This is a genomic window from Rhodococcus wratislaviensis, assembly GCF_900455735.1.
Classification (GTDB): Bacteria; Actinomycetota; Actinomycetes; order Mycobacteriales; family Mycobacteriaceae; genus Rhodococcus_F; species Rhodococcus_F wratislaviensis.
This window is the reverse complement of sequence record NZ_UAUI01000024.1, coordinates 360,773-377,623: the sequence shown is the minus strand read 5'-3', so window position 1 is coordinate 377,623 and position 16,851 is coordinate 360,773. Positions and strand designations below refer to the sequence as shown.

The window sequence follows — 16,851 nt, the reverse complement described above, 5'->3', positions numbered from 1 at the left end:
GGAGCGGCTCACTCCGGTTTCGGTTCCAGCAAGCTCAGAAGGTCCTCGCGGCCGAACATGCGGGCGGCGTCGACAGCGGTCGGGTGGCCGGCCGTGGCGTCGGCGCCACCGGCGACGAGCGTCCGCACGACGGCGTCCTCACCCTTGAACAGCGCCCCTGCCAGCGGGGACTGGCCCTTGTCGTTGAGCCGGTCGACGTCGGCGCCACGGTCGATCAGGACCTGAACAGCCACGGCGTGACCGTGGTATGCGGCCAGCATCACCAGGGTGTCGCCGTTCTGATTGGCCAGGTTCACCGGGACGCCCGCGTCGAGGTACGTGGCCAACGACACGGCGTCGCCGGATCGTGCCGTGTCGAACACACGCCCGGCGAGCTCTTGCAGTTCAGGATCCACCGGTTCGGCGAAGTGCTGAGGATCGTCACTCATGGTCGTCGAAGTTACGCCAGGTTCGGGCCGATTGCGGGAGTTGTTCTGCTTCCACGATCGGAACGGGCATTATGGAAATCGATGTCCTCAGATCAGTCGAACGGTGCCGACCCCCAGCCGAAGAATGCCGGGCAACCGGAGAAGGCTCCCCGCAGCATGTCCGCGACCACGACGCGTCGCGCGCTCGCGGCCGTCGCGGCCGGTGCCGTGGTGGCAGCGATCGCCACGTTCGCGATCGCAGGCGGTTTCAACCGCAGCGAGAACCTCCCCGCCCACTCGACCGGTTCCGGACCGCAGGCGACGGGTTCGGTGGACGGCGACGCGTTCGCTTCGGCGGCGGCGGGCGACTGCCTCGACTGGACGCCGTCGAACGATCCGCAGGAAGACCGGAAGGACGTCGCGAAGGTCGACTGCTCGGAGGAACACCGATTCGAGGTGGCGGCGCCGCTGGACCTCAGCGTGTATCCGGGCGCCGAATTCGGTCCGGGTTCGCGTTACCCGGGTGCGCTGCGGTTCGCCGCGCTGCGCGACGAACACTGCGTGCCCGCCGTCGACACCTACCTCGGCGCGAAGTTCGATCCGTACGGCAAGTTCAGCGTGGGTCTGATGTTCCCCAGCGAGTCCGGTTGGGCGGCGGGCGAGCGCACTCTGCGGTGCGGCCTCCAATTCTCCAGCACCGCAGGGACGTTGCTTCCGTTCACCGGCAAGGTGGCCGAGCAGGACCAATCCAACATCTGGGATCCGGGTACCTGCATCGGAATCAACCAGAACGTGCCCACCGATCCCGTCGACTGCGCGCAGCCCCACGCGTTCGAAGTGATCTCCGTCGTCGACCTGGCCACCCAGTTCCCGTCCTCGATGCCGTCCGTCGAAGACCAGGACAAGTATCTCGAAGGCGTGTGCACGCAGGCCGCCAACGAGTACCTCGGTTCCGCCGACGCACTGCGGAACAAGACGCTCACGCTGTTCTGGGACAACCTGGAACTCGACAGCTGGCTCGCGGGCAGCAGGCGGGTCAACTGTTCGGTGGGCAAGGAGACCGACGCCGGCGGCTTCTCGACCATCACCGGTTCGGCGAAGGGCGAGATCCTCATCAACGGTGCGGCACCCGTGCCGCCGCCGCCGGTCCCGGAGGGTAGGTCTGTTCCGACGCCGCTTCCCGGCGCAGTTCCGGTTCCCGGGAACTGATGTGGCGGTGAGCATGACGCCCGACCGATTCGAGGAATTGGTGGGCGACGCACTCGATCTGATCCCACCCCAGCTCGCGGCCGCGATCGACAACGTCGTCGTCCTCGTCGACGACCGCAACGACGAGGATCCGTACCTTCTGGGCCTCTACCACGGGATCGCGCTGACGGAACGGGACAGCCATTACGGCGGATCGCTGCCCGATACGATTACCGTCTATCGCGACGCCCTCCTCGAAATCTGCAGTTCGGAGGAGGAAGTCGTCCACGAGGTGGCCGTCACCGTGATACACGAGGTTGCGCACTACTTCGGGATAGAAGAAGATCGCTTGCACGAGCTCGGCTGGGGATGAACGGTTTTCCCGAGAAGAATTTCTCGGGATCGGGGGGAACCGAAGAGCGCGTTGCAGCGTCCAAGTGTGTAGGGACAGCTGCACATGCAGTTCGTTTGCCGGGGGGCAACTGCCTTCCGCCTGCCTAGGTCAAGAAGGAGTTCGACGCAATGCCAGCTCTGCACGTCGCACCTGAAGCTCTTGTCGCCGCCGCCGTGGAACTCGACGCACTCGCTGCGCGTCTCGAGACCGCGGTCGCTCTCAACTCCGCGGCCATCCGCGTGCTCCCGTCCGGGAGCGAAGAGGTCTCTCTGCACGCGGCCGGTTACTTCAACACGGTTGCCACCACGTTCACTCCTGCTGTCGCCCAGGGCATTCTCGAGATGCGCGAGACCGCGAACACGCTCCGCACCCAGGCCGCGCTGTACGTCGCCGAGGACGTCGCGCTCGGCGCGACCCTCGCGGCGGGCATGTGACGGCCGGCGCCTCGAGACCACCAGGAGATCAGACATGACCATGGGACTGACAGGTGTAATCTGGTTGCCCCGAGGGGCGACCGTCAACTCGACCACCCTCGTCGCAGGCGCGGGCCCGGTGCCGCTGAGCGTCGCGAGCGCGGCGTGGACGGCGTTGTCCACGAGCTTCGTCGACGCCAACCTCACACTGGTCCGCGTGATGGCCGAACTCGCGGCCGGCTGGCAGGGGGTGTCCGCGGTCGCGGCGCTCGCGAAGATCACGCCGTTCACGGTGTGGACCGCCGAATGCGCCGAACTCGCCGCGGACACGGCAGCGAAGGCGGGACTCGAGGCGGGCGCCTACACCACCGCCGCGCTCATCATGCCCAGCATCCCCGAGATCGTCGCAGTGAAGACCGCGAAGGCCACGGCGTACTCGACGGGTGGGGCGCTCAACGGCACCGCCGCGGCCGCGGAAGCCGCGGACCGCGCGATGGACATTCGCGCCGGGCTCGTGATGGAGGGGTACGAGGCCGCGTCGAACATCCTGGCGCTCAAACGCACGTACCGGCAGCCCCCTCGAATCGTCACGAAGGCCGATTCGAAGGAGGTCGGGACGTTCGACGAAATCCCGTCCGACGGTGAGTTCGATCCGACCCGTGCCGCGGCTGCCGCGCTGATGGCCGCCGGCCAGAACCCGGCGGTCACCACGGCCGCGTCGCAGGTCGGCAGCATCGCGGGCACCACGGTCTCCACCGCCACGTCGGCGGCGAGCAACATCGGTGGCGCGGCGTTGTCCGCGGTCACCGGTGGCGGTGTCAGCCCGATGGTGGGCGGCGCGCCGATGATGTCCGGCGGCGCGTACGGCGGCGGCTCCGCCTCGACGAGCGCTGCGGCAGCGCGCACCTCGGTCGGTGCCCTCGGTGCGGGCGCCGCAGGCGGGGCGACCCTGCCCGAGGGCTGGGGCAAGCCGGACGGCGGCCAGGGCGCACGGCCCGGCGCACCGGCAACCGCACCCGGCGGGGTGATCGGAGACGTTCGCGCCGACGTGAACCCGGCTGCGGCGGGGCGCGGCGCCACCGGTAGCGGACCGATGACGGTCGGGCGGGGAGCGGGCGCGGCCGGGGCCGGTTCGCAGGACGAGGACGAGCGGGAGACCCCCGACTACCTGAAGAACTTCGAGCACTTCTCCGACGGGCGCACCGTCATTCCGTCGGTCATCGGCGCGAACCCCGACCACCGGGAGTCCGGACGGTGATCGATCTGGGCACCCAGCCGGGCGTACCGACCCTCCCGGCGGTGACCCTGAGCCTCGACGAAATGGATTATCTCGTCGACACGCTCGCACTCGACGTGCTGCCGGTGGTGCTCGACGCCACCCCCCGGTACGACACGTACGACGCCAGGGACGCAGCGTTCCGCGGCGCCGTCGACACCCTCGCCGCCCGGGACCTGCTCCCGGGCGGCAGGGTTCACCCCGAACTCGCCGACCGCCTGCGGGTACTCGCCCGACCGCTGTGGGAGATCGCCCTGCGCTGGTGCGTCGACGGCAGCATCTCGAGACTGTGCATCTCCCAGGGGGACGCCCTCTCGGTGCTCGCCCTGCGCGCCGGCGACACGTACGTCGTACAGGACGCGGGCGCCGACCTCTTCGCCCCCGTCATCGGAGCGCTGGGGGACGTGGAGCCGATGAACGTCGGCGTCGTCAACGCACCCACGGTCCAGCTCGGCGAAGCCTTCGACCAGGGTGGGGACGGCAAGTCGCTCGCCGCCGCCCTCACCGCACTCGGGGTGACCGCGGTCGACGCGACCGCCCTCGGCAACGCGATGGCCGGCTGCACCACCTACGCCGAGATCGTCGGAATCGTCTACGGCGACGGACGATACGATCCCGTGGGCGGCCCCGTCACGGTCTTCGACACGTCAGCGGGACGCATCGTCGGCACGTCCAGTGTGTCCGCGCACGGGGTGGCGTGGTCGTCGCTCAGCCCCGGCACCCCACAGCGTCTGCGGCAGGCGCTGGAGTCGCTGGCCGACCGGCTCCGCTGACCTACACCGGTTGCCGCTTCCACCATGCACCGGTCTCGCGGCGCTCCTTCCAGGTGGTGAATTCGTACCGATACATGCGCGCACGTACGTGTTTCGGCGGATCCTCAGGAAACGGATTGTACTGCAACAGCTTCAGCGTGTCACGGTCGTTCCGCAGCAACCGCTCGACGAAACCCCGGAACCACGGTTCGGCGTAGCCGGGAGAAATCGCCGTGAACCAGAACAACCAGTCGAGCCTCAGGTGATACGGCGCGAACTGGCGCGGCCGCCGGTTGACGTCACCCGGTTTTCCCTTGAAGCCGTACTCCTTCCACACGGAGTGCACACTCGCGTGCGCGTCGGACGTGCCCTCCACGATCACCTCGTAACGCACCCGGGTGATGCTGCCGAACGCGCCGTACGTGTTGACGAAGTGCCATTTGTTGAACGACGCATTCATGCGCTGCCCATGGGAGACCATGTTGCGGATCGGCCAGTAGCTCAACACGACCACGAGCGCCGTCACCGCGATCACCAGCACGACGAAGGGTATCGGCGCCGAGTCGTCGGCGGCCGGGACGTCGAAGGGCAGCACCTTCTCGTACACGCTGTCCGGGATCACGGACAGTCCCAGCACGATGGTCGTCCAGTTCAGCCACGAGAAGTTACCGCTCGCCACCAGCCACAGCTGGGTGACGATCATGATCGTCGCGGCGACGGCGGCGACGGGTTGCGGCGCGAACAGCCCGAACGGCACCACCAGCTGAGCGAAGTGGTTGCCGAGCACCTCCACCTTGTGCAGCGGCTTCGGCAGCCGGTGGAAGTACCAGCTGAGCGGTCCGGGCATCGGCTGGGTTTCGTGGTGGTAGTACAGGCAGGTGAGGTCCTTCCAGCATCGGTCGCCGCGCATCTTGATCAGCCCGGCCCCGAATTCGAGGCGGAACAGCAACCACCTCAGCACGAGCAGCACCAGTATCGGCGGACCGACCGAGGCGTTGCCCAGGAAGATCGCGAGGAAACCCGCTTCGAGCAGCAACGACTCCCAGCCGAAGCTGTACCAGATCTGGGAGACATTGACGATCGAGAGATAGAGCACCCACAGGGCGAACCACACGAGCATGCACGCGGCGAGCGGGATGACCTGCGTCAGACCGAGCAGCGCGGCCAGCGACAGTCCGGCGCCGGTCCAGCAGATCGCCTCGAAGAATCTGTCCGAGTAGTGGAAATGGAAGATGCTCGGTGAACGACCGAACGTGACGGCGCGGAGAAAGCGCGGGATGGGCAGCATCCCGTTGCTTCCGACGAGCGGCCTGAACTGGTTTCTCGCGGCCACGAACGCGACGAGATAGATCGCGGCGAGCCCCTCGGTGACGAGCAGCCGACCGAGCGAATAGTCATCGCCAACGAACCAATCCACCGCCGTCACTCCTCGAGGACGGTTTCCTCCATCGTCGCGCAACCCCAGGGTGCGCGCAACGACGTCACCCCATCGGGTCGTCGGCGCCGGGGATCACCCGGTGCTCGAACGGTGGCTCGACGGTTCCCCAGCGCACGCACTCCCAGCCGCCGCCCGCGAGCGGCGTCAGCTCCACGGACTGCGTGTTGGCCAGATGATTATTGGAGGCGAACAGCCCGGGCACCCCGGCGAGTTGCGCTGCCACGAGCCGGATGGCGGCGCCGTGGCTGACCAGCACGACGTCCCCCGAGTCCGCCGGGTCGTCGAGGTATTGCTCACGGAGGGAGTCCACGACCGGCACATACCGTTCGAGGATGTCGTGGGCGGATTCCCCGCCGGGAACCCGGGCGTCCAACTCGCCGGTGTGCCACAGGTGGAACGTCTTCATGAACAGCTTGTGCGACTCCTCGTCGGTGCGGTCCTCGAGTTCACCGGCCTGGGCCTCGTGCAGGCCCTCCCGCACCTGGACGGCGATGCCCGACGCGAGTTCGACGAAGCGCGCCGTCTGCCGGGCGCGCAGTGCCTGCGAGGACACGAGGGCGGCCGTCGTCGCCTTCGCGGCGAGGTCGGTGCCCAGCCGTTCCGCCTGGGAGAGCCCTTCGGGTGTCAGCCGGGCACCGGGCAGCCGGGTGTCGAGCCTGCGCTCGACGTTGGCCTCGGTCTGCCCGTGCCGGACCAGGATCAGCTTGCCGCTCACGATTCCCTCTCTCCCTGACGGATTCGTTCGATCCAGTCCGCTGCGTCTCCGTCGGACGGCGGCGGCGGGCCGCTGGGGTTCGCCGCGGGCCAGGACCCGAGGAACCGCACGTGCGACTTGCGGTGCAGCGCACGGAACGCCTCGGCGACGAGCGGGTCGTCGATGTGCCCGATGCAGTCGACGAAAAATCGGTACAGGCCGGGGGTGGTGCGCACCGGGCGCGATTCGATCCGGATGAGATCGATTCCGCGGGTAGCGAACTCGGAGAGCACACCGACGAGGGAGCCGGGGGTGTTGTGGGGTTCGAGCACGGCCGACGTGCGGTCGCCGCCGGTGCGTGCGGGCACCTGGGTCGGGGCGGTGACGAGAACGAATCGGGTGCGGGCACTCTTCTCGTCCGCCACCCCGTCGGCGAGGCTGCGCAGCCCGAGTCGATCGCCGGCGAGGGCGGTGGACACGGCGGCGTCGGCGAGGCCGTTCGCCACGTCCTCGGCGGCGCCCGCGTTGGAGGACGCCGTCTGGAGTTCGGCGCCGGGGCAGTTCTCCTCCAGCCAGATTCGCACCTGACCGGCCGCCACCGGGTACGCCCGCACGGTGCGCACCTGATCGAGCCGCTCGATGCCGGCCCCGCCGAGGATCGTGAACGCCACGTCGAGCTCGGTCTCGGCCACGATCTGCAGGCGGTCGCCCAGCGCGAGCGAGTCGAGGGTGGGCACCACGGCCCCCTCGACGGAGCTCTCGATGGGAACGACGGCACCGTCGACGACGCCGTCGCGCACCTTGGCCAGGCTGGCGGGCGGACTGGTCGCGGCGACCCGCTCGACCTGCCCGTCGAAGGCACCCGCGGCCTCGAGCTGGGCGAGCGCCATCTCCGTGAAGGTTCCCGACGGTCCGAAATACGCGATCTTTGGCACGCCTACGAGATTACGCACCGAGCGTTGACGGTCCGGCGCATTGACGGTGAATGTTTACCGCAGACCCGCGTCCGCCAGCTCACGGGCGACGAGCGCCGGGTCGTGCACCTCGACCCCCAGCAGGACCTCGCGGACGGCCTCCGCGGCCTCGGGGATCAGCGAGGTGAGCCTCGCCGGATCCGGTGCCGCGAGCGCTGCCCGCACGTCGTCGCCGCGAAGGGACGCAACCGTCCCGGACAGCAGCGCGAGCACCTCGGCCGTGTCACGCGCCCTCGCCACGTATCCGACGTCCGCGTGCGCGAGGACGGCCAGGAAGTCGGCGACGTCGCCGACGGAGTGTCCGCTCGCGAGGCCCGGGATGCGGCCGGCGTCCGCGAGTTGCTGCGCCGTCTCGGCGAGACCGGGGTCGTCGCTGCCGTCTGCGGTGACGAACACCGCGAGCGGAGACGGCAGCCGGAGTGCCACCGCGTCGCCGAGGTGGCCCGCGGGGCAGTCGAGGTGGAACCGGACCGCCTCGTAGGAGGCCTGCTCGCTGGTGCGGAGAGCGGCGGGGTCGACGTCGAGACCCACGATGATGCGGCCGGCGTCGGTCCCGGCGGCGTCGAGCAGTGCGGACGCCGGAACCACCCGCGGTCCGAGTGCGCCGCCTGCGGCCGGGCCCGTGTCCTGGGGTCCGCTGAGAAGTTCGGCGAGCAACGACTGCGGCCCGCGGGAGCGCGGGACACCGAGGGAGAGAGGTATAGCCACCTCCCCACCGTAATGCCCACCTCGTGGACCGGATTCGTCTCGGGGTCTTGCCATCGCCGACTCGCCCACATTAGGTTAGGGTTACCTCAGTATCGCGGAACCCTGAAGGAGGCTCCATGCCCGTCACGACCACCGGTCCGTCCACCGCCGAGCGTGTGCGTAGCTCGTGCGCACGGACCCAGGACGCGGTACTCGCCGTCGAAGGCAGCGCACCGACCGTCACGTCGGTACACCACCTGCGGTCCAGCGGCGACGTCGTGGTCGCCGTGCCCACCGAATCAGCGGCCGCCACCCTGTCCTGGCTCGCCGGTGGCGGCGGGATCCCCGCCGTGCTGGAGCTGACCGACAACTCACCGCTCGCGCTGCGTGAGCCCGTGCGGTCACTCGTCTGGCTGCGCGGCAACCTCCACGCCCTCTGCGAGGCACACACCCGCACGCTGGCCGACGAGGTGGCATCCGAATACCCGCACCCCGGACTTCTCGACGTCGGGCACGATGCGACGCTGCTGCAGCTCCGCCTCGAATCGGCGGTGGTCGCCGATTCCAGTGGCGCCGAACCCGTCGCCCTCGACGACCTGCTCGCGGCCCGGCCCGACCCGTTCTGGGAAATGGAGACCGCCTGGCTCCAGCATCTCGACGAGGACCACCGCGACCTCATCGACATGCTGTCCCGCAAACTGCCGCCCCACATGCGACGCGGACGCGTCCGCCCCCTGGGCATCGACCGGTACGGGCTGCGACTGCGCGTCGAGAACGATCACGGCGACCGCGACATCTGGATGCCGTTCTCCGCGCCGGTCGACGACGCCGTCGCGCTGAGCAGGGCGATCCGGCTGCTGGTGGGATGCCCGTTCGTGAACGGACTCCGCGCGCGCGGCTGATCGCCATTCCGGTTCGGCGCGCGCTAGCGTGTGCCGCGTGATCTCGCGTGCAACGCTCGCCTCCTGGATACGGCCCGCCTCACCCGAACCGGCCGCTCCGCCGGCCACCGGGACCGAGCGGCGGGCCCTGTGGATCGAGATCACGATCGTCCTGCTCGTCACGTTCGGGACGAGCGGACTGTCGGGACTGCTGTCGCTGTCCGAATCGCTACTGACCCCGGGCAACCTCGCCGATCAGGCCGTCGCCCTCAACGTCTCGCGCGCGGAGAACCAGATCATCGATGTCGCCCGGCAATTGCTCGGCGTCGTGAAACTCCTCGCCTGGGGCGCGCTGGGTCTGTATCTCCTGTGGCGCAGCGGCCTCGGCCCGCGCGACGTCGGGCTCGGCCGATTCCGGTGGCGTCCCGACGGGACGCAGGGGGTCGGGCTCGCCGCCCTGATCGGTCTGCCCGGGCTCGGCTTCTACCTGCTGGCCCGCGCCATCGGCGCCAACCTCACCGTGGTGCCCAGCACGATCGGCGATCACTGGTGGCGACTGCCGGCCCTGATCCTGTGGGCGATCGCGAACTCCGGCGCGGAGGAAGTGCTCGTCGTCGCGTATCTGATCACCCGGCTGCGGCAGCTCGGGTGGAGCGAGAACTCGTCACTGCTCGCGTCGGCGGTGCTCCGGGGGACGTACCACCTCTACCAGGGTTTCGGCGGCGGGCTGGGCAACGTCGCCATGGGTCTGGTGTTCGGCCGGTACTGGCAGAAGACTGGACGGTTGTGGCCTCTCGTGATCGCCCACGCCACCATCGATTCGGTCGCGTTCGTCGGCTACGCCGCACTGCGCGGGCACGTCGGCTGGATTCCGTAATCCGGCCGGACCAGTAAAGTCGTGCGGGTGACCGGCGACGCCCCCTATCCTCCGCTGCCGCCCCGTCCGCCCCGGCGGACGCAGGGCGGGCAGCAGGTGCCGCCGCCCCCGAACCGCCGAATGCCGCCTCCTGACCAGCGGGTTCCTCCGCAGACGCGGCGGGTGCCACCGCAGGGTCCCCCGCAACAGGGACCTCCTGCGCCCCGCCCGCGACACCCCACCCCCCGGCAGGGTCCCCCGGCGCCGCCGCCGGAGGGCACCCAGGTGATCCGCCGCGACGGACGCGGCGCCCCGCCGCCGCCCCAGCAGGCGTGGTCGCAGGCCCCCGAACCGCAGTTGTCCCGGTCGGCGCCGCCGCAGGGTCCGCGCGGCTACGCGCCCACCCAGACGCCGCAGCCCTACCGTGACGCGCCGCCACCGCCGCCTCGGGTGCCCGACCGGCGTCCCCCTCGCACGCCACCGCCACCCCCGCCGCTCGCACCGCCGCGGACCCCGGAGCCCCCGGGGCAGCGACGTCCCAAGCGCACGCGGAACTGGGGCCGGCGCATCGGCATCCTGTTCCTGGTGCTGGTCCTGGCGCTCGCGGGCATGACGTACTACCTCGACAGTTCGCTGAACCGGATCGACGCGCTGGCCGACTACCCCGGCCGGATCGACGACACCCCCGGCACGAACTGGCTGCTCGTCGGTTCGGACAGCCGGACCGGGCTGACCCCCGAGCAGGAACAGCAACTGTCGACCGGTGGCAACAGCGGCCCCGACCGCACCGACACCATCATCGTGGTGCACGTCCCCAGCGGGGGCGGCCCGGCGACGATGGTGAGCATCCCGCGCGACTCGTACGTGTCGATCCCCGGCTACGGCGAGGACAAGATCAACGCGTCGTTCGCGTTCGGTGGTCCGCAACTGCTGACCCAGACGGTCGAGGAGGCGTCCGGTCTGCACATCGACCACTACGCGGAGATCGGGTTCGGTGGTTTCGCCGGCATCGTCGACGCGATCGGCGGCGTCGACATGTGCCTGGACACCGCCATCGACGACCCGCTCGCGGGGATCAACCTCGGGCCCGGCTGCCAGGAACTGTCGGGGGCGCAGGCCCTCGGCTTCGTCCGCAGCCGCGCGACCGCGCTCGCCGACATCGACCGGATGAACCATCAGCGGATGTTCATGGCGGCGTTGATGTCGAAGGCCACCAGTCCCGCGACGTGGCTCAACCCGTTCCGCGTCTGGCCTCTCGTCACCGACACCGCCGCGTCGCTGCGTGTCGACGAGAGCGACCACATCTGGCACCTCGCCGCACTCGCGTGGGCGGTGCGCGGCGACATGATCACCACGACCGTTCCCGTGGGCGGTTTCGAGGACGTCGACGGTGCCGGGAACGTGCTGCTCTGGGATCACGACCGGGCGTCGCAGTTCTTCGACGCGCTGGCGAACGACCGTCAGGTCCCGGCCGAACTGGTCACCACCGGACCGTGACGCACGGCCGTAAACTGACACCCATGTCTCAATCGGCGACGAAGACCCCCAGCGAGTTCCATGCCCTGCTGCTGCAGCAGATCCGCAACGAGTTCACCGCATCCCAGCAGTACATCGCGGTGGCCGTCTATTTCGACTCGCACGATCTCCCGCAACTGGCTCGCCGCTTCTATTCGCAGGCCGCCGAGGAGCGTGGCCACGCGCTGATGATGATCCAGTACCTCATCGACAACAATCTCCGGGTGACAGTCCCCGGCATCGACGACGTGGTCACCGATTTCGATTCGGTGCGCGCCCCCGTCGCCCTGGCCGTGGAACGGGAACGCGTCGTCACGGAACAGATCACCAAGCTCGCCCGGACGGCCCGCGACACCGGTGACTACCTCGGCGAGCGGTTCATCCAGTGGTTCCTCGAAGAACAGGTCGAGGAGGTCGCGAGCATGCACACCCTGCTCACGATCGTCGAACGCGCCGGCGACAACCTGTTCGACATCGAGGATTTCATCGCCCGCGAGATGAGCGGGAACTCGCCGATCCGGCCGGGTGCGCCGAAGAGGGCGGGTGGCGGCGTCTGACCCTTTCGGGTCAGCAGCGGGTGGGCGCCGGTTCGCCGCGGAACCGCGCGGCCACGTATTCGTACGCGTCGGGAAAGCCCACCACTGCCGTCGTCATGTGCTCGGATATCTCGTACGGGACGAACGTCAGTCTGGCGCCCGCGGCGCAGTAGCGGTGCGCGGTCTCGGCAACCGAATCGAACGGTGTCAGCCCGTCCAGGGTGCCGTGCCACAGGTAGAGGGGCGCGGTCGGGACACCCTCGAAGTACCGCAGACTGTTGTCGCGCAACACCTGGTGCGCGCCCGAACTCGCCATGAGGCTGGTCGACGCGGCCAGCTGTCCGGCGCTGCGGAAGGCGCCGTGAAACAGGAGGAACCGGCGGCATTCGTTCGACATCCACTCGCGCAGCCACAGCCCGGTCGCGTTCAGCTGCGACGAAATCGGTAGCTGGTCCGGGTATTCGCGTTCCAAGCCGATCGCGGCAGCGAACGCGAGCCCGAACCCCGGATGCGGATTGAATCCCAGGCCCTGGGCCATCTGCTCGAGGTCCGCGGGAATCCCGCCCGCCACCACCGCGTCGAGTTTCAGCTCCGGCGCATAACTCGGGGCCAGCGCCGCGGCCCACGCGCTGGCCATTCCCCCACCCGAATACCCGGCCAGTGCTACGGGGCTGTGCGACAACCCCAGTTCGGCCACCCGCTGCACCGCCCGGACACTGTCGAGGGTGATCATGCCGCCGAGCTTCGCGGCACCGTATGCGCCGGTCGGGCCGAGATGGTCGGGCACCGAGACCGCCCAGCCGCGTTGCAGACCCAGATACAGGCCCGGCGACTCCTGCAGTTCCAGGTTGAACAACGACCGCGACGGAGCACATTTGGTTCCGAGCGAATTCACGATGGCCTGATATGACACCAGCGGTGGATTCGCGACGCCGCGGGGAAGCAGAACCGTGGTGACGGCCAGGATCGGATGTCCCGTCGAGTTCGTCGACCGGAACGCGATCTGCCACCCATCCGAATTCGCGTACATCCAGGTGTCGATGCGCCGCGTCCGCACGACGTCGCCGGGACGAAGGACCCCGAGGTCCGGCGGAGCGAGATAGAAGGGGTCGGGATCCGGCCAGGGATACAGCGGTTCGGCCTGCGCCGGGGCGGGAATGGTCGCCCCCAGAAAAAGGGCACCGAGGATCAACGCTAGCCACGTACCGGATCGTCTCAACATGTGCCTGCCCCTCCGGGCCGCGCCGTCAGAACGCTGTGAATTTTATACACGGGCGAGGCCCCGCCGACGCCGATTGCCCCGTTCCCGTCGGAGATCCGTCGCCAGTTCAGGTTAGAAAAATGACATCAAAATGGTCCCGAAATTAGGTTGACTTTAGTTTGGGCAAGCTTCCCAAAATTAGGTTCAACTTGGATGACACCCGCCCTGACCAGCGATATTATCCATTTCATGACTTCGACTGACGCGCACAAGACGAAATTCCACGCTCTGCTCCACGACCAGATTCGCAACGAATTCAACGCGTCACACCAGTACATCGCGACTGCCATCTATTTCGACAATGCGGACCTGCCGCAGTTGGCCAAGCACTTCTACAAGCAGGCCGTCGAAGAGCGCAACCACGCCATGATGATCGTCCAGTACTTCCTCGACCGCGACATCTCCGTGGAACTGTCGGGTGTCGACGCGGCGAAGGGCCAGTTCGAGAACGCACGTGAGCCGATCGCCCTCGCCCTGACGCAGGAGCAGACGGTCACCGAGCAGATCGTGCAGTTGGCGAGCACCGCCCGCGAGGAGGGCGACTACCTCGGCGAGCAGTTCATGCAGTGGTTCCTCAAGGAGCAGGTCGAGGAGGTCGCGAGCATGACGACGCTGCTGACCATCGCCGACCGCGCGGGCAGCAACCTGTTCGACCTCGAGGAGTTCGTCGCACGCGAGATGAGCGGCGTCGCAGACACGTCCGGGGCACCGCACGCAGCCGGCGGTTCCATCTAGGCGGCTCCGCCGCCCGTGAGTGGTTGACGAGTCTCTGCACTCCTCAACCACTCACGGGCCCGAAGGGCCTATCGCAACGTGACCTGGCGGCCACGCAGTCCGTCGCGGGCGCGTCGCTCCTCGGTGGTGAGCGGCGCGTCGACGGCGAGCGCCTCGGCCAGTCGCTGACCGAGTTCGACGGTGGCAGCGGCCCACTCGTTCGCATGCTTCTCGCGGTCCAGGTCGAACACCGGGACCAGCAGCCCGTGCGTCCGGAACGACCCGGCGTAGCGCGAGCCCTCACCGAGGTGCAGACCGCCGGTCGCGTGCACGCGCGCCAGGGCCAGCATCAGATCGTCCTCGTCCTCCGGGCGCACCCAGCGGATGTGCGCCTTCTCGCCCGCATCGACCCACCACGCCGCGACGACGCCCTCGGCCTCGACTCGCGCGGACGGCATGATCGCCGCATTCGCGTGCTGCACGGTGGTCGCAACCTCGGGGGCCGGCTCCACGCCTTCGGGGATCCACCAGTTGAAATCCTGGTGCACGGTGATGTCGAGCGGTGCGTCCGCGTCGATCACGTCGGCCAGTGCCGGGGTCTCGGATCCGGGGTTGGCGGAGGCCAGCGATTCGCCGGCCGCGGCGTCACGGACCCAGGCGACGGACGCGGCCAGATCGGCGCCGAGATCCGCAGAATGCGCCTGGACCTGCACACCGACGAACCCGGTGGCACTGTCACCTTCGTCGCGGACCAGCGCCGCGACGGCACCGGGCAGCACGGTCGCGAGGGTCACCGGACGGGACGAATCCTTGACGGGGAGCGGGGCGGTCGCCGACGGGACGAACTCGCGCAGCGCCACCAGATCGCATTCGGCGGCGAGGCCTTCGAACGGCCGGGTCACCGCCGCTGCGGCGCTCTCCCGTTCCGCCTGCCGCTGCGCGAGCTTCTCGGCGCGGGCACTACCGGGCTTCGGACCACTGTTTCTCTTGCTCTTCTTTGCCACGACGCCAAAACCTACACGCCGGCGCCGGTCCGGTCAGGACGCCAGCCACTTCTTGGTGCGGCCGGGGTGGTTGGTGGCCACCCAGCTGACCCCGAGTTCGCGGCACAGTTCGACGTCGCTGCGGTTGTCGACGGTCCAGCAGTAGGTGGCTCGTCCCGCGGCGGCGGCCTTGTCGACGATGTCCGGGTGTTCGTGCAGCGTCTTCACCGAGGGACCGACCGCGGTGGCGCCGACGGTGGTCGCGGCGCCCCCGCCGAGGTAGCGGGCGGATTCGCCGAGCAACACGGTCGGGAGCATCGGCGCGGACCGCCGGATCCGCCACACCGCTCCGGCGGAGAACGACATCACGACGGCGCGGGAGTGGTCGGCGGACGGTGGTGCGGCGATCCCGAAGCGTTGCAGTTCGGCGAGCACCTTGCTCTCGACGAGGCCGCCGAACCGGACGGGATGCTTGGTTTCGATGAAGAGTTTCACCGGGCGCGCCGACCAGTCCAGGGCGAGGGCGATGAGCGCGCTCAGCTCGAGGAGTTCGGCCGGCTCGTCTTCGGTGCCGTAATTGAACTCCGCCAGCTCCTCGAGGGTCATCTCGCTGACGACGCCGGTCCCGGTGGACGTCCGGTCGACGGTGCGGTCGTGGACGCACACGAGGTGGCCGTCCCGGGTGAGCCGCACGTCGCATTCGAGTCCGTCCGCGCCCTCTTCCAGCGCCAGCTCGTACGCGGCGAGCGTGTGTTCGGGCATCGCCGCGGATGCGCCGCGGTGCGCCACCACCAGCGGTCCGCGCCGGTCGGGGCTCACGACGCGACGACTTCCCGGTCGCTGCCGTCGGGCGTCGTCTCTGCGGACTTCTCCGCGTCCTTCTGCGGCGGCGGACCGGTGGCGATCACCCAGCGGGTGACGGGTTCCTTCGCCCCCTTCAGCGTCCGGCCTTCGAGCCGTCGGAGCACCATCAGTGCGAGTACCGCGGTCGCGGCGGCGACCAGCGCCGTGAACGCGGCCAGCAGGACACCGTCCGCCATGGCCTGCAGTCCCGGCCTGGACCGCCAGAACCAGTTGAACACGACGAGCACAGCGCCGAAGACCCACAGGCTCCACCAGGCTCGGACCAGCAGGACCGCGCGGGGGTCGCGGCGAATCACCTCGAGCAGGTACACACCCGGCATCACCAGGTTCAGGCCCGGCACCGCGCAACCGACGATCACCTCGGTGGGGGTGCGCGGGTCGGACGTCTTGGCGCGGGCGAACGTACGACGACGCATCCGCAGCAGCCAGCACACTCCGCCGATCCCCGACAGCAGCGCGAGGAGCATCCCGCCTGCCTGGCCGAGGAACACCGCGATGTCGGACACGGCGAGCAGGGTGGGATCGATCAGCCGGGTCCTGTTGCGGAGGAGGACGGCGTACCGGCCCAGTTCGGCGATCACGGCGAACGCGTACAGACCGGCGGTGAGGGTGAGGAAGAAGGCCGCCTTGCCGGCGAGCAGTTCCGGCCAGTCGCGGCGCGCGGAGGGTGATTCGACGTGATCGTGCAGTCCCCAGCGGGGGATCTCGGTGTAGCGGGGGGTGGGGCCGGCCGTCGGCGGTTCGGCCGCGAGACCGCTCCTGCGGAGCGGGGATCGCGCGATCCAGCGGAATCCCCGGCTTGCGGGTGGTGGGTGCTGGTCGGTGCGGACGGGGGCGAGCAGCACACCGTGGCAGCGCGGGCACCACTGCGTCGGGGAGCCGAGGACCGGCCACCGAGCCGCGCATCGCGCGCACACCTGAACGACGACGCTCATGCCCTCCGCACCCACTTCACATTGCCGATTCTGTCACGACCCGCGAATGCGGGCAGCCCACGACCGAATCGTCCTTTTTGGGG

Annotated in this window: 19 protein-coding genes; 10 read left to right on the top strand and 9 right to left on the bottom strand. The window is 69.1% G+C overall.

What is annotated here, in order from left to right:
* Positions 1-8 precede the first annotated feature (8 nt).
* Positions 9-428, bottom strand: coding sequence for an ankyrin repeat domain-containing protein (locus tag DTA22_RS27590; RefSeq protein ID WP_112301579.1), 420 nt, complete (start codon positions 426-428; stop codon positions 9-11).
* An 81-nt stretch (positions 429-509) separates the two neighbouring features.
* Between DTA22_RS27590 and DTA22_RS27585 the strand changes: the two genes are divergently transcribed.
* The 5 genes from DTA22_RS27585 to DTA22_RS27565 all read left to right on the top strand — a co-directional run bounded on the left by DTA22_RS27585 (position 510) and on the right by DTA22_RS27565 (position 4,451).
* Positions 510-1,616 carry a septum formation family protein gene (locus DTA22_RS27585; RefSeq protein ID WP_037228235.1) on the top strand — a complete coding sequence of 369 codons (1,107 nt, stop codon included), beginning with the start codon at positions 510-512 and terminating at the stop codon, positions 1,614-1,616.
* 1 nt (position 1,617) lies between these two features.
* Positions 1,618-1,968 (top strand): metallopeptidase family protein, encoded by a 351-nt coding sequence (locus DTA22_RS27580; protein WP_009477115.1) that lies wholly within the window; start codon positions 1,618-1,620, stop codon positions 1,966-1,968.
* A 149-nt stretch (positions 1,969-2,117) separates the two neighbouring features.
* Entirely contained in the window at positions 2,118-2,423 is a 306-nt protein-coding gene (locus tag DTA22_RS27575) for a PE family protein (RefSeq protein WP_037228237.1), read from the top strand.
* Positions 2,424-2,457: 34 nt separating this feature from the next.
* Complete coding sequence (locus DTA22_RS27570) at positions 2,458-3,660, top strand: PPE family protein (protein ID WP_112301578.1); 1,203 nt, start codon at positions 2,458-2,460, stop codon at positions 3,658-3,660.
* Entirely contained in the window at positions 3,657-4,451 is a 795-nt protein-coding gene (locus tag DTA22_RS27565) for an ESX secretion-associated protein EspG (protein ID WP_112301577.1), read from the top strand. Before DTA22_RS27570 ends, DTA22_RS27565 begins: the two co-directional genes overlap by 4 nt.
* Position 4,452: 1 nt before the next feature.
* On the opposite strand, the gene DTA22_RS27560 is transcribed toward DTA22_RS27565, so the two are convergent.
* The 4 genes from DTA22_RS27560 to DTA22_RS27545 all read right to left on the bottom strand — a co-directional run bounded on the left by DTA22_RS27560 (position 4,453) and on the right by DTA22_RS27545 (position 8,244).
* Positions 4,453-5,847, bottom strand: a complete 1,395-nt coding sequence (locus DTA22_RS27560; RefSeq protein ID WP_409372728.1) for a lipase maturation factor family protein — start codon at positions 5,845-5,847, stop codon at positions 4,453-4,455.
* 64 nt (positions 5,848-5,911) lie between these two features.
* Positions 5,912-6,583, bottom strand: a complete 672-nt coding sequence (locus tag DTA22_RS27555; protein ID WP_112301575.1) for a histidine phosphatase family protein — start codon at positions 6,581-6,583, stop codon at positions 5,912-5,914.
* A complete protein-coding gene (pheA, locus tag DTA22_RS27550) occupies positions 6,580-7,497 on the bottom strand; it encodes a prephenate dehydratase (protein ID WP_112301574.1) in 918 nt (305 codons plus the stop codon). Before pheA ends, DTA22_RS27555 begins: the two co-directional genes overlap by 4 nt.
* A gap of 54 nt (positions 7,498-7,551) precedes the next feature.
* Positions 7,552-8,244: a hypothetical protein gene (locus DTA22_RS27545; RefSeq protein ID WP_112301573.1), complete on the bottom strand. Its 693-nt coding sequence runs from the start codon at positions 8,242-8,244 to the stop codon at positions 7,552-7,554.
* Between the two features lie 116 nt (positions 8,245-8,360).
* Here DTA22_RS27545 and DTA22_RS27540 point away from each other — a divergent pair, with 116 nt between their 5' ends.
* The 4 genes from DTA22_RS27540 (at position 8,361) to DTA22_RS27520 (ending at position 12,032) form a co-directional block, all read left to right on the top strand.
* Positions 8,361-9,125, top strand: coding sequence for a DUF2470 domain-containing protein (locus DTA22_RS27540; protein WP_007298301.1), 765 nt, complete (start codon positions 8,361-8,363; stop codon positions 9,123-9,125).
* A gap of 37 nt (positions 9,126-9,162) precedes the next feature.
* Positions 9,163-9,981 (top strand): CPBP family intramembrane glutamic endopeptidase, encoded by an 819-nt coding sequence (locus DTA22_RS27535; RefSeq protein WP_037228257.1) that lies wholly within the window; start codon positions 9,163-9,165, stop codon positions 9,979-9,981.
* Positions 9,982-10,245: 264 nt separating this feature from the next.
* Positions 10,246-11,457, top strand: a complete 1,212-nt coding sequence (locus tag DTA22_RS27525) for an LCP family protein (protein WP_235214550.1) — start codon at positions 10,246-10,248, stop codon at positions 11,455-11,457.
* Positions 11,458-11,480: 23 nt separating this feature from the next.
* Complete coding sequence (locus DTA22_RS27520; RefSeq protein ID WP_037228259.1) at positions 11,481-12,032, top strand: ferritin; 552 nt, start codon at positions 11,481-11,483, stop codon at positions 12,030-12,032.
* 10 nt (positions 12,033-12,042) lie between these two features.
* Here DTA22_RS27520 and DTA22_RS27515 read toward each other — a convergent pair whose 3' ends face one another.
* The gene (locus DTA22_RS27515) at positions 12,043-13,233 is read right to left on the bottom strand and encodes a lipase family protein (RefSeq protein WP_112301572.1); all 1,191 of its coding nucleotides are present in this window, start codon (positions 13,231-13,233) and stop codon (positions 12,043-12,045) included.
* Between the two features lie 228 nt (positions 13,234-13,461).
* Here DTA22_RS27515 and DTA22_RS27510 point away from each other — a divergent pair, with 228 nt between their 5' ends.
* Entirely contained in the window at positions 13,462-14,007 is a 546-nt protein-coding gene (locus DTA22_RS27510) for a ferritin (protein WP_112301571.1), read from the top strand.
* A gap of 68 nt (positions 14,008-14,075) precedes the next feature.
* Here the strand turns inward: DTA22_RS27510 and DTA22_RS27505 are convergent, their stop codons facing one another.
* From DTA22_RS27505 to DTA22_RS27495, 3 genes are read right to left on the bottom strand one after another with little or no spacing between them, the layout of a single operon-like run.
* Positions 14,076-14,990 carry a DUF5926 family protein gene (locus tag DTA22_RS27505; protein ID WP_112301570.1) on the bottom strand — a complete coding sequence of 305 codons (915 nt, stop codon included), beginning with the start codon at positions 14,988-14,990 and terminating at the stop codon, positions 14,076-14,078.
* 33 nt (positions 14,991-15,023) lie between these two features.
* A complete protein-coding gene (locus DTA22_RS27500; RefSeq protein WP_112301569.1) occupies positions 15,024-15,788 on the bottom strand; it encodes a glycerophosphodiester phosphodiesterase in 765 nt (254 codons plus the stop codon).
* Positions 15,785-16,768 (bottom strand): DUF4328 domain-containing protein, encoded by a 984-nt coding sequence (locus DTA22_RS27495; protein WP_037228270.1) that lies wholly within the window; start codon positions 16,766-16,768, stop codon positions 15,785-15,787. The genes DTA22_RS27500 and DTA22_RS27495 overlap by 4 nt, the downstream gene beginning before the upstream one ends.
* Between the last annotated feature and the right edge of the window lie 83 nt (positions 16,769-16,851).